This window comes from Niallia sp. FSL W8-0177 (assembly GCF_038006285.1).
Taxonomy (GTDB): Bacteria; Bacillota; Bacilli; order Bacillales; family Cytobacillaceae; genus Niallia; species Niallia circulans_A.
Genome location: NZ_JBBOUX010000001.1, coordinates 2,824,238 through 2,837,919 on the forward strand (window position 1 = coordinate 2,824,238; position 13,682 = coordinate 2,837,919).

12 protein-coding genes are annotated in these 13,682 nt (G+C 34.9%); 2 read left to right on the plus strand and 10 right to left on the minus strand.

Annotated features, from left to right (window positions below; translation table 11 throughout):
• Nucleotides 1-169 precede the first annotated feature (169 nt).
• From NST77_RS13900 to NST77_RS13920, 5 genes are all read right to left on the minus strand, one after another.
• Nucleotides 170-2,878 (minus strand): DNA translocase FtsK, encoded by a 2,709-nt coding sequence (locus NST77_RS13900; RefSeq protein ID WP_341123110.1) that lies wholly within the window; start codon nt 2,876-2,878, stop codon nt 170-172.
• Nucleotides 2,879-3,279: 401 nt separating this feature from the next.
• On the minus strand, nt 3,280-4,080 hold the full coding sequence (locus NST77_RS13905) for a DUF1444 domain-containing protein (protein ID WP_341123111.1): 801 nt from the start codon (nt 4,078-4,080) through the stop codon (nt 3,280-3,282).
• 324 nt (nt 4,081-4,404) lie between these two features.
• A complete protein-coding gene (locus tag NST77_RS13910; RefSeq protein ID WP_095332445.1) occupies nt 4,405-4,719 on the minus strand; it encodes a thioredoxin family protein in 315 nt (104 codons plus the stop codon).
• A 146-nt stretch (nt 4,720-4,865) separates the two neighbouring features.
• Complete coding sequence (locus tag NST77_RS13915; protein WP_341123113.1) at nt 4,866-5,378, minus strand: DUF84 family protein; 513 nt, start codon at nt 5,376-5,378, stop codon at nt 4,866-4,868.
• Nucleotides 5,379-5,503: 125 nt separating this feature from the next.
• Nucleotides 5,504-6,577: a M42 family metallopeptidase gene (locus NST77_RS13920; RefSeq protein WP_095332455.1), complete on the minus strand. Its 1,074-nt coding sequence runs from the start codon at nt 6,575-6,577 to the stop codon at nt 5,504-5,506.
• A 258-nt stretch (nt 6,578-6,835) separates the two neighbouring features.
• On the opposite strand from NST77_RS13920, the gene NST77_RS13925 reads away from it, so the two are divergent.
• Entirely contained in the window at nt 6,836-7,150 is a 315-nt protein-coding gene (locus NST77_RS13925; RefSeq protein ID WP_095332457.1) for a PepSY domain-containing protein, read from the plus strand.
• A gap of 138 nt (nt 7,151-7,288) precedes the next feature.
• Here the strand turns inward: NST77_RS13925 and trmB are convergent, their stop codons facing one another.
• Nucleotides 7,289-7,927, minus strand: a complete 639-nt coding sequence (trmB, locus tag NST77_RS13930; RefSeq protein ID WP_047944502.1) for a tRNA (guanosine(46)-N7)-methyltransferase TrmB — start codon at nt 7,925-7,927, stop codon at nt 7,289-7,291.
• 226 nt (nt 7,928-8,153) lie between these two features.
• Between trmB and NST77_RS13935 the strand changes: the two genes are divergently transcribed.
• A complete protein-coding gene (locus tag NST77_RS13935; RefSeq protein WP_047944503.1) occupies nt 8,154-8,432 on the plus strand; it encodes a YtzH-like family protein in 279 nt (92 codons plus the stop codon).
• Between the two features lie 16 nt (nt 8,433-8,448).
• Here the strand turns inward: NST77_RS13935 and NST77_RS13940 are convergent, their stop codons facing one another.
• The 4 genes from NST77_RS13940 to thpR form a co-directional block, all read right to left on the minus strand.
• Entirely contained in the window at nt 8,449-9,222 is a 774-nt protein-coding gene (locus NST77_RS13940; protein WP_123258092.1) for a phosphotransferase family protein, read from the minus strand.
• Nucleotides 9,223-9,677: 455 nt separating this feature from the next.
• Nucleotides 9,678-11,825 (minus strand): type I pullulanase, encoded by a 2,148-nt coding sequence (gene pulA / locus NST77_RS13945; RefSeq protein WP_341123751.1) that lies wholly within the window; start codon nt 11,823-11,825, stop codon nt 9,678-9,680.
• A gap of 58 nt (nt 11,826-11,883) precedes the next feature.
• On the minus strand, nt 11,884-12,858 hold the full coding sequence (locus tag NST77_RS13950) for a nuclease-related domain-containing protein (protein ID WP_095332463.1): 975 nt from the start codon (nt 12,856-12,858) through the stop codon (nt 11,884-11,886).
• Nucleotides 12,859-12,886: 28 nt separating this feature from the next.
• Entirely contained in the window at nt 12,887-13,462 is a 576-nt protein-coding gene (gene thpR, locus NST77_RS13955; protein WP_341123115.1) for an RNA 2',3'-cyclic phosphodiesterase, read from the minus strand.
• Nucleotides 13,463-13,682: the final 220 nt, after the last annotated feature.

Sequence of the window (13,682 nt, forward strand, 5' to 3'; positions counted from 1 at the left end):
ACTTTATTTTTCTCATTCAACTAATTAATCATGTTTCGATAATACACTAACTTTTTTTTCCTTTTTTTATTTCACATTTATACATTATACCATCTTTCATGATGAAAAACTATGGAACAGTATAATTCCAATGTATGGCAGCAGTTTACGTAGTAATCCTTTTTCCTACTTATTCATTTTCCTGTAATAACAGCAATTCACTTTCTGTTATTAATACGTCTCTAGGCTTTGTGCCTCTCGCTTCTGATATAAACCCCTGCTTTTCCATCATATCAATTAATCTCGCTGCTCGGTTATATCCTATCTTGAAATTCCTTTGCAGACTAGATGTAGACGCTCCACCTTGTTCAATAATAAATTCACAAGCTTCATAAAATAACTCATCTTCTTCTTCAGACATTTGAACTTTTTTTAACAGCTCTTCTTGTTCAAATAAATATTCTGGTTTTCTTTCTTTCCTAACATGTGCCACTACCTGATCAATTTCTTCATCTGATACAAATGTACCTTGCAATCGAACGGGCTTTGATGTTCCATTTTCTAAAAATAGCATATCCCCTTTACCCAAAAGCTTCTCGGCACCACTAATATCAATGACGGTACGTGAATCAATTTGAGAGGAAACAGAAAACGCAATTCGTGTTGGAACATTTGCCTTAATCAATCCCGTAATAACATCAACTGATGGTCTTTGTGTAGCAATTAATAGGTGAATCCCACACGCTCTTGCTTTTTGAGCTATTCTACTAATCGCTTCTTCTACATCCGCAGGTGCCATCATCATTAAATCGGCTAACTCATCAATTACGATCACTAAATATGGTAATTTCTCACTATATCTTTTATGTTCTTCCGCTAATTGATTATATTTTGTAATATCTCTAACACCAGCATGTGCTAATAGCTCATACCTTCTTTCCATCTCTTCGACAGCCCATTTTAGTGCAGCAGTTGCCGTCTTTATATCTGTAATAACAGGACTTGCTAAATGGGGAACATAATTATATGGCGCTAATTCAACCATTTTAGGATCTACTAATAATAGCTTTAATTCCTCTGGCTTTGCTTTGTATAGTAAGCTCACAAGCATTGTATTAATACACACACTTTTTCCAGATCCGGTTGCTCCAGCTATTAATCCATGTGGCATTTTGCGTAAATCTGTAACGATTGGTTTTCCTGAAATATCCAAACCCATTGCTACCGTCAAGGGAGATGTTGAACTTTTAAATTCTTCACTCTCCAAAATCTCTCTTATAAGTACAGGGCGACTTTTTTGGTTTGGAACTTCAATTCCTACTGTATGCTTTCCAGGAATCGGCGCCTCAATTCTGATATCCTTTGCAGCCAAACTTAATTTTAAGTCATCAGAAAGATTGGTAATTTTGCTAACCTTTACTCCTGGTTCTGGTTGTACCTCATAGCGTGTTACAGAAGGTCCTTGTGTAACATTTACCACCTTTGCATGAACATTAAAATTGGTAAATGTATCGTTTAACAGCATAGTCTGCTCTTCAATCCATCCATCCTTTTCTATTTGCAAAATAGGTGGATTCAATAAATTTTCTTCGGGAAAAACGTAATAAGGTAAGTCATTTTGTTCCTCATCTTCTTTTTCTATCATAGACGGAACTACAGCTTCTGCCTTCGACTGTGACTCTGGCTCCTCATATATTTTTTTCTCGACTTTTTGATTTGCCAATCGTTTTCTGTCTTTATTTAGCATCAACACATTAAATGGTAAAGGACCTTTACGAGAAGATGTCTTCTTCTCCTCTATTTTCCCCTGGGAAACTTCTTCCTTCTTTTCTTCTACTATTGCTTCATCATTTTCCTGATAAGCTTCTTCTACTACTTCCACTTCTTCAAACTTTAACAATGATTGATCATCATTAAGTTCTTGAACGTCTATTAAACTTTCTTCCTGCTCATTTACTTCCATTTCTGCTTCGCTGGCAAAAATGCTTAGAGAAGCAATATTCTCTACCTCTAGTGCACTATCAGCTTTAGAACTTATTTCTTCATGAAAATATTCCTCAGCTTTTATAGAAAGAGATGAATCTTGCTCCATTATACTGTCCACTGTTACCGTTTCTTGCGCAACAGCTGTTTCAGCCTTATGCAGTTCAACTGTCTCCTCATTATCATGTTGTTGTCCAGATTCTTGCGGTTCTAGCGACTCTATGTTACTTTCCGCTTCTTGAAGTTCAGCTACTTCCGCATTCTTTTCCATTTCTTGAAGTTCAGGTGACACTACAACTCTTTCTGCTTCTTGCGGTTCTGCCGCCTCTAAATTCCTCTTCGCTTCTTGTGATTCAGCTACCTCATCATTCATTCCAGCAAATGTTAGTAGTTCTTCATTTACTCTTATTTCCTTTTGTTCTTTCTGGCCACTGTTCGCTTCTTTCGAAATTCCAACTTTTTTTTCTATTATTGGTCGCGATTCCGTTGTCCTTGTCTCTTTCCTTTCTGGACGGTTATATCCATATATCGGAGAAACAACTTCTGTAGGTTTGAAAGGACGATTAGTACTATATGTATTGGATACTTTGTCTTCCTTCTGGTCACTTTTCGTCTGTTCTACATATGGAGGTTTATATGGTTGATCGTTTTCACGCCTATTCTCATGGAAGGCTTGCCTAGGTTCTCTTCTCTTCCTTCTATCCGTCTCTTTCTTATCATCTTTCTCTTCATCTGGAATTAGCGGAAAGCGAAAGTTCCCTTTCGGATATTGATAAATAATCTTTGAATCTATTTCTTTCTTCCATGCCGTAGACTCCATTTTCGGTTGCTGTTCTACTTCAACCGATTCTTCAACTTGGTTCAGCTCCTCTTCTTCACTAGCAAACTGTTTAAATACTTTTTTGAACCAATTCACACGTAATCACTCTTTCTTTCCAATCTCATTACTATTTTAACAGTTATGTTCAGAATTGGGAGCACTATTTTTAACAACTCTCCCTTTCCCTCTTTAGCAGAAAGTTAAACAAAGATAAATTTCCTCTTTGTTCTTTTTAATTGCCAACACTCCAACAACTCTGGTTCTATAACTAGACTAGATACATTTACCATAGCAATTAAAAAAGAGACACCTTTTGAAAGTTTGTATATCCTAATTGCCTCTTTCATTAAGTCTCTCTTTTTAATTAGGTTAAAACAGGGAACTTATAGAAACATTCTAGCTTTTCCATCCATATAATTGTTATTTTAGTATAAAAATATTTCAATCAGATGTCATTCAAAAGTAAATTATAAATCGATTTGATTACATTGTCCCTATTATCTTTCTCTTTTTTTATTTTTACCTAAAATAAATATAGGTTCTAATTCACCATCCTCATATAGGAAAGATAGTGCTGTAATAGGAACTCTTCCGCTTGCAAAGAAACTCATCGTCATTTGAGCTAAGATATCGTATCCTGTTTCATTTCGAATATCACCAATAATTAGTACATCTTGATGGGGAACAGCTACCGTCATTGTGCCTTCACGCTGCTCATACATATCCTTTAAAAAGGCATCATTTAATATTCGACTTGCATCATAGCCATCATTGCTGTTTAAAAAATAAAAAACATTACCAGCAACACTATCTGCTTTTACATTTGTAGATAAAGACCTAACATTAAAAAGAGCCATTTCCTTAATCGAAGTGGCAGACCAATTTTCTTTTTTCATCAATTTCTCATCAATGAGGCGATAGGTATTCCCCATATCCAAAGCATAATAAATTCTAGTTTCTGCCGTATGCTCATCTGTTATAAAGGGAATTTCCTCATTTGATTGTTGAGGAAAAGAAGTGGAACGAATCACAGGAAATATTTTTTTCTCTTTTCCTTCTATTTCTCCATCTTTTTCGATTGCTCCTAAGCCCTGTTCAATATAATAAACAATCTCGTCGACTGCTTTTTCTTTTTTTGTTTCCCATTTTGCAATTATTTCAGGCAAGGAAACGGTAACTCCCTTTCCTGTTGCTTTACTCTCTATACGTACTTGATCTTTTTTACTATCAAATGAAAAAGTTCGATCCTCATTACTTATTCGTTGGATAAGCATATCCTTCATTTTTTTACTTGTCATTTTCATGCTTGTTTCACTTCCGTCCTCTTCAATTTCTTCCTATTTATTATACTCTAAATGATTCGATAATCATCTTTTTAATAGGCAGTTTTTTCTTGTAATCAATGGAAAAAGGTTATCTCCGCTTAAAATATAGCAGTGAACTCCGTCCTTTTCCAAGCTACATTTTATATAGGAGACAACCTTTTATAAGACAAACACTTTTTTACTATTACAGCAAATAAAGAACAAACTCGCTACTGATGCTTTGTAGACTTAATAAGCCTCCACGGTCTTATTCCGTGTTGAGAATAAGCTAAATCATTCTCTCACTTATTATTTTCTTTATAAAGATTCAATAAATTTTTCAATTTCTTCCTGTGTTTTTCGATCTTTGCTTACAAATCTACCAAGTTCTTTCCCGCCTTCAAAAGCGATAAAGCTTGGAATACCAAATACATCTAGCTCTATACAAGTATCAATAAATTTATCGCGATCGATATGTATAAATGTATATTGATCATATTTCGCTTCAACTTCTGGCATAAATGGTTCGATAAAGCGACAGTCTCCACACCATTCTGCTGAAAAAAGAAATATATGTTTCTCTGGACTATTTTTAAGCTCTGCAAATTCTTCTGCTGATTGTAAATGTTTCAATGTAAATGCCCCCTTCATAATATGTACCCTTTCATAAATAGTATCAGAATTATAGCTTCCTCACTACTAATATGCTTTCCTATTGCTTCATTTTTATCAAGCTTTTTCTACTTAAATTCAGCTAATTTCTAAAGTCCCTCTAGCTCTTATTTTCTTTGATATTCCATTTGACCTAGAAGCAATTCAACAACATGTTCAAACATTGCTGTCCTATTAATCCTGCCGTTTGTGAAGATTCCTATAGCACCTTCTGTTGAGCGAACATTTTCTTTTTGGGCATATTCATCCATAACCGGACCTAGTTCTCTTCCTGCAACTAATTTTGTTTCAATTTCCTTTGGTAGCGGAATTCTTGCTCCACTAGCTATATAGGTGGTTCCATCCTTCCAAACAAGCGCTCCCCAATTAGTTAAAAAGAGAATGTCATTTGTTCGGTGGACGCCTCCTTCCAAGCCAATCCCTATCTCGCCGGCCCCTTCCTGCAATGCAGCCTTCGCTCGGTTAACGGCCCCTTTGATCGTTTCCTCATCTGAAAATGGCTGTTCGCTTACCCCAGAGCTCACATTAAATGTAGCAAACTCTATAGCCGTATCTTTTTCTAAACAGTTTTTTACTGCTTTTACTTTTGCTTTATTATTAGTGCCAATACAAACTTTCACTTTGCTTCACTCCTAATATCATGACAAAATAGTTTATAAAAAAGGTATCTCTCATATACCAATTGTATTGGAGATACCTTTGATTAAATTTTTTATATGCATTATTTTAAAAATAGTTTTGGTTATTATTGATTTGCACGCAGTGTTTCGATGGTTGTATGATCCGTTGTTTTTACTAATTTAGTTACCAGTTCTTTTGCTGCCGCATAATCATCGATGTGGATAATAGAAGCACTTGTATGAATATAACGTGAGCATATGCCAATAACAGCACTAGGTACACCATTGTTTGAAATATGAACCTGTCCCGCATCCGTTCCGCCTGGTGAAATAAAGTACTGGTAGGCAATATTATTAGATTCCGCTGTATCTAAAATAAATTCTCTCATCCCTTTATGCATAACCATCGTGGCATCATAAATGCGTAACAATGCTCCTTTTCCAAGCTGACCAAATTGATTTTTATCACCAGAGGCATCATTTGCAGGACTTGCGTCTAAAGCATAAAATACATCTGGCTTAATCATATTAGCTGCAGTTCTAGCACCTCTAAGACCTACTTCCTCTTGCACAGTAGCCCCAGAATACAAGATATTCGGAATCTCCTCCCCTTGAAGATTCTTTAACAATTCAATCGCTAAACCACAACCATAACGATTATCCCAGGCTTTTGCCATAATTTTCTTTTCATTAGCCATTGGCGTAAATGGACAAATTGGCACAATCATTTGACCAGGCTTAATCCCAATTTTCAATGCATCTTCCTTATCATCCGCTCCGATATCGATCAGCATATTTTTTATATCCATTGGTTTACTTCTTAATGCTTCGTCCAATAGATGTGGAGGAATCGAACCGATTACCCCAGTAACAGGTCCTTTATTAGTTATAATCTGTACTCTTTGTGCTAAAAGAACTTGACTCCACCAGCCACCGATAGGCTGAAAACGAATCATTCCGTTATCCGTGATTGCAGTAACCATAAAACCAACTTCATCCATATGTCCGGCAACCATAACAGTTGGTCCATTTTCCGTTCCTCTTTTGACCCCAAAAATACTGCCAAGGTTATCTTGTACGATTTCATTTGTATAAAGACTTAATTGTTCTTTCATAAATTTTCGAACTTGGTGTTCATTTCCAGCTACTCCCGGAAGTTCCGTTAATGTTCGAAACATATCTAATGTCTGTTGTTCCATTCTAGTTAAACCCCTTTAATTACTATGTATTTTGATAATATATTTATTGTACCGAAATATCTAACTGCATACCACTACTTTCCTCTAACCAATTAGAAATTATCCACTTTAAAACCTAGAACCAGTATTCAGGAAGAAATCGGCTAATCATTTCTTCTATGATATAAATTAGTTATAATAACAATATCTACTTTTTTGTAGCTCGAAGTATTTAGCCTAATACAAAAAAATACGACACAAAACATAAGGAGTTCTATTATGAATTGGAAACATATCATAGGCGGTGTTGTGGCAGGACTAGCCGCAAGCTATATCGTGAAAGAAGTCATTGTTAAAAATAGTAGTCTTTCGGGTGACCAGGTCTTATCTTTAGCTAAAACTGCTTTTAAAGAAAAGGGACCGATTAACGGATCTTGGATAAATATGGAGAAGGAAATACTTCATACGCAAGCATCTTCCCTTACCGTTTATAGAGGTGGTATCACTCGCATGAACGGTGACACACAAGAAGTATATGAATTCATTTCAGATAGTGAGACAGGCAGGATTCTTGATGTTAATCAATTAACCTAACTGTATTTTAGCAGCTGGGACAAAGCAATTTAAAAGAATAAAAAACCCAACCAATGATACGAAATATTTTTGAAATCTTCGTATCATTGGTTGGGTATATCTTGGCTGGAAAGGTTACGTCTCCAACCTCTTTTACTCTTATTTAAATTGCACTTCACAACGATAAATTCTATTTCCTCGATTAGAAAATTTCTCTTCATATTCAGTCATGATATTGCCCTCATAATCGCTATTATGCAAATCAAGGCTTACATATTTTAAAAGCATTCCATATTCAGAAAAACTCTTAAGAGAGTATTCAAATAACCCTTGGTTATCTGTTTTAAAATGCACTTCTCCTTTATCAATGAGAACTGATTGATATGAATCCAAGAACGTTTTATACGTAAGTCTTCGTTTTTCGTGTCTTGTTTTTGGCCAAGGATCGGAAAAATTTAAATAAACTCGTGCAATTTCTCCTTTTTCAAAATAATCCTTAAGCTTTTCTGCATTTATATTCATTAACTTCAAGTTTGGTACTTCTGCTTCAATTAATCGATCTAACGCAGAAACAATGACACTTTCCTGAAGTTCTACGCCAATATAATTAATAGAAGGATTTGCTTTTGCCATTTCTGTGATAAATCTACCTTTTCCAGTACCAATCTCAATATGGATCGGCCCTTTTTGACTAAATGCCTGATCCCATTTCCCTTTCCAATCTTCCGGGGTTTGGATAACATATTGCGGATATGCACTTAATTTATCTTTCGCCCATGGTTTATGTCTTAATCGCATGTGGACACTCCTTATTAATAACTATCGTTTCAAACAATATCATGCATTATACATCGATGCAATACTCTTTTCTTGGCAATTGATTTTTTTGAAGGATAAATTTACATTAGGAACATTTGTATAAAGAAAAAAAGAATTCACAACCTATAAGTGAATTCCTTAACTGGTATTTGAAAAGAATGATTTTACTCTTTTCATACTAGAACCTATAGAAAGGGTGTTCTATGTGCCTATAAACCATGAGCATCAACTAGCATTATTAGCCGATATTCTCAGTAATCAACAAACAGATTGCTGTGGATCTGTAGCAGAATGCGAACAGATCGAAAGATTGATTACTTCTTTAAGAACCAATGATCAAATTGATCAAAATATCCTTCCGATTTTAGAGGAAGTACACCTTTACAGCAAGCAAGGAGTCAATGCCTCCAATTTAGACAATCATATTCATTCACACCAAGACCAATTGTCGCAATGGGTAGATGGAATTAACAATTTATCTTAAAAAGGTAAATGGACGATTAATCAATGTCATGTAAAAATTGCATCCATTTTTGCATTTCGCTAAATCGGCCTTTTTTCTTATACCAACGTATGGAATTAATCGTTTGAGCAATAACATACCATTTCATTCTTAAGGATAAATGATCGGTAAGTTCATACCCATAAGTATGTAACCAATTTTTCCAATCTTCCTTTGGAATGTACCAATAAAGTAACATGCCTAAATCAATGGCTGGATCTGCAATCATTGCACCATCCCAGTCAATTAAATACAACTGGTTGTCTTCAGAAAGCAGCCAGTTGTTATGATTTACATCACAATGACAAACGACATGCTCTGTTGTTTTGATAAACGGAAGATTATCCTCTAAAAATTGGATATAACGAATGATATCTTCGTTATCTTTTAATTCATCGTCTATTTCTGCTTTTATGACTGACAAAATCATTTCAGGATGAAAAGATGTTTTACCTAGTCTTTTGAGCATCTCTAATAAAGGCTTAGAGGTATGAATTTTTTTGAGTAACATGGTTACTCTTTCATCCGTCATATCCGAATGACTAAATTCTCTACCAATCAGCCATTGCTGGGCAGTAAAAACATCTCCGTTTTCAAATCTTTTTGTCCAAACAAGTTTTGGGACAATTCCTTCTGCTGACAGCACAGCTAAAAATGGAGAAGAATTTCGTTTTAAAAAAAGCTTCTGTCCATTATTTTGTGCAAAAAAGGCTTCGCCTGTTTCTCCACCTGCAGGAGTTATTTCCCAATCTTGCCCTAATAAATGTTCCAAAATTGTTCACCTACTATATATTATGCTCCAAAAAAAAGATGAGAAATTCCTGTTTGAGTCTTTTTTGTCCTAAATTTGTAGGAAGAACAAACAAAAATGGTTATTAGCTATTCATCAATTATAGTAAATTATACTCATCGTACAGCTATCAATCTTTAACTAGCACATATGTGCCTAAAATTTAATGAGATAAAAAAGAAAAAGGACATAGTATCCATACAATTATACTATGTATCCAATATTTCCAATCATTTTATATTAAATTTTACTTAAATACTTATTTTTAATTGAAAGTTTCTCATTTAAATATTATCTCTTATTTCATTTTTTAGTCAAGTGAATCTCCAGTTAAAATAAATATTTCTCTTAAAAAATATCGAATTCTCCTATTAAGAACATCTCTCGTGAAATTCCCACTATTCAGGCAATAGTAATCTCACTTGCCAAATAGCATGCTATTTGGCAAGTATCGTTACACTACTTGGGTTAACTATTAGGCTGTCTCCATGTATTATTGGATAGTCCTCTTCATATACGATTCCGTCTTCCACAAGTATCTTCCATTCATTTTCCGGACAAAAGCCTTTCTCTGCAGACTCATTACCATTTATCAATACGATGATAGTTTTCCATTCTCCAAATTGCTGCAAATCATCTAAACAATACTGGATAACTTCATTTGCTTGCTGATTTATAGTTACATGTTTTTGGATTTCTTCCACAGATCGTAACCGGAAAGCACGATTATTTTTTCTTAGGGAAATTAATCCTTTTATATAGTCAACATTTCTTAAGAATTGGTCTTTTCTATTCCAATCTAACTGATTAATCTCATCAGGCGATTGATAACTATTTTCCACACCAAATTTTGTGCGAAAAAATTCCTGTCCCGAATGCAAGAAAGGGATTCCTTGACTTAGAAGAACAAGAGAAGTTGCCAGTCGATGTTTTCTCCTTTTCTCTTCATCTGATGCCTCTGGAAAACAAATATCGATTTTATCCCATAATGTATGATTATCATGTGATTCCACATAGTTTACAGATTGCCCTGGTTCAAGAAACATGCCACCCTCTTTATAGATTCCAACGCTTCCAGCTAATAATTCAGCAATTTCTCCTTTATATTGCATATTTCCAAGCGCGTATCCTCGATCATATTGATCAAAGGTGCTCCCCTTTATTTTATCTCTAAATTGATCATTAAACTGGCCTATTCTAGGCAGCGACTGTTGATTAGCAATAATGGCTTTCTTGTCATGATTGATGGGGGTTGCAAGATCCCAGCCTTCTCCAATAATTAAGATGCTCTTATCAACATTATCACAAATTGACCGGACTTCATTCATTGTTTGGCAATCAAGTATTCCCATCAAATCAAAACGTAATCCATCTATTTGATATTCCTCTATCCAAAAACGAACGGAATCGACAATAAATCTCCTTACCATCGATCGTTCAGAAGCAATGTCATTCCCTACTCCAGTTCCATTTGCTGGCATACCATGCTTATCATAGCGGAAGTAATAACCTGGAACGATTTTTTCAAAAGAGGAATCTTCCTTTTTATAGACATGATTATATACAACATCCAAAATCACACGAATGCCTTGTTCCTGTACAGCATGAATCATTTCTTTCAATTCATTAATTCTTACATAAGGATCCATTGGGTTTGTTGAGTAACTGCCCTCTGGAACATTATAATGGGAAGGGTTATAGCCCCAATTGTATTTTTTTAGCACCTCTAGCTCATCAATTTCTTCAAAGTCGTGTACTGGGAGGAACTCTATATGGGTGACACCTAAGTCTTTAATATAGGTTAGCCCTGACAGATTGTTTTGGGGCGTTTGCGTATTTAATTCTGCCACTCCAACATATTTGCCCTTTTGCTGAATTCCACTGTCAGGATGTATCGTTAAATCGCGTATATGAGCTTCGTAGATGATACTATCTACATCCTGTTCTAACGGCGGCAAGGCTGGTTTCTGCCTTTTGGTTTTATTTAAGTCAACGATTACTCCTGTTTCTCCATTTACAGAAACAGCGACAGCATATGGATCAATCGCTTCTTTCCATTCCAAGTTAATAAGGACTAGATAGCTGTAATAATAACCTTCCAAATCTGCTAAATAGGTTGTTTTCCAAACACCTTTTTCTTGTCTTTCCATCTCTACAATACGTCTTTCCTTACTAGATGGATCTGGAGATTGCAGCACTAATTTCACTTGTTGGGCAGTGGGAGCCCACAGATAGAAAGTGCACTGATCGGAAGCATAATGAACACCTAGTGGTCCATCATAATAAAACTCCTCATCAAATAAAGGTGTTCTGATAACCGCACCTATCTGTAAATCTGTCACACCTTTATTTCCATCTTCGACTTCATATTTTTGTCCGATCTGTATCTTATTAAGCGTACGGCATTTGTACTTGACGAAATGCTGCATTTTTTCTTTGGATTCAATCACAAGATTAATAGCTTGATTATTCCCTCTTAATATAAATGATGTTGATTCCCCTTGGAAATACGAATAGGGAAGTAGAACAGTTATTAATGACATTTCATCTAAATAGGCAAAGAAACTCCTTCTTATCGATAACAAATCCCTCAACTCCCTTTTCTCATGAACATCTATCTATTCTCAACTTCCCCATTATTGCTTATGATTCCTCTGTATCCCATTCATACCTTCTTTTCGCATTCGTCAAACCATAATGTAAAAGACTTTCTGCTGCTTTTAATTGAATTGCTTTAATTGGTGAATGGTTATTTCTCATCTTATGAAACCATTCTTCATAGTTTCTTTTTTCGATAATTTTCAAATCATATGGTGGTGCTGGAAAATCAACATAGCCATTTCGGGTAAGGATTACTTTTTGTACAGGTAAAGTAATGTCATACTTTTCTAGAATACCCTTTACAATTTTCTCTGTTCTGTTTATAGATATGACAGGACTAAGAATCTTTTTCTCCTTATCCCCCTTTTTTTTAAGCCAAAATTTATCATTCGAACCAACAAATACAGCTGAGTTCTCTGCTTCAAGAACATGTATACACCAAACATCTGTTGGTGTAACTATAATGGTGTCCAATTCAACAGGAGCATTCTTCAATTGAAATAGCGGTTGATAGAGAACCAAAAAGGTATCTGGGAATCTTTGCAAGAAATATTTTAATAAATCATCATAATAAAGTGTTTTTTTTACTTTTGACATTTCTGTGAGCGTAGAACTGGCCCATTTGAGCTGAAATTCAAATAATTGATTTAGAAACTGCTGTTTTAACTCATCGATTGATTGTGGATGTTTATATTTTTTGGCATCGTAATCAAAGTCTAGTTCTTCTTCATCTTCTTCCTTTTTTTCGCTTTCATTAATTTTGGCCGTTTCTGCATCTTCCAACTTATTTCGATTTAAGATGGTTTTCTTTACTCTTTCCAGCAAAGTCGGTTTTTCCATTAACCAGTTGTCTTCTATTGGATTCTCTATGTAAAAGAGACTTCTGTCTTTAGTATCAAAAGCTCTCTTTAATCCTGTCCATTGTTGTTTTTTTAAACGAACAAAACGTGATGGATACAAGACAATGTTCTGCTCATATCGCGAAACATAATCTTGCAATTTGATTAACTGCGCCAAGCTTTTTTCCCCCTATATTACAATGTTTCTATTGCTTGTAATTATGAAAGCTGTAACTATTTATTATCTCATATTTAGGTATTTTATCCATATGTGTTTGAAACAGATGAATGCTATCAACATTAGAAATAAAATTTTCAGGCATTGAAAACTCGTTTAACTCCTGCTCTGAAAAGATGGTGTCTTCCTTCCATTTTCTCGCTAAAGTCAAATGTGGATGAAATGGCCGCGTTTCTAACTGAAAACCAGCCTTGCTGCTTACAGCAAAGACCTGATTTCTTAACTCAACCAGTTTCTGCTCTTCTTTCATCCCTGCCCAGAAAATCCGCGGATTTTGTCGCTGGCCGAAAACACCCAAATGATCTATATGTATTTGAAAATTAGTACTTAAAGGAGATGATTGATTTAAAAGAACATGTAACTTTTCCTTTTGTTCATCGGAGGCACTTCCTAAAAAGGCAAGTGTAATATGATAATCTAAAGGATGCACCCATTTCTTAAAAGGAAATTTTAGTTGTAACTCTTTTTGTATCTTTTCTATTTCATTTATAACTTGTACATTTGGCTTAATACCAATAAAGTAATGAGGAATAGTTGTCTTCATAATCTAATCTTCCTTTTAGCTTTTTTTCTCCAGATTATTATTTCCTCATAAAATTCATTAAATTCTGGCCTACCTTAACGCACGGCCTTGTATTTCCTTTATAAGAAACATACTTTACGGAGAACAGCCTGTCTTTGTTTTGTTATAGCTCCTAGTAACTTTATTCTATTATATAACCTATCGGATTAATTTTAACCGTATCTGTACGATATTTTAGAAA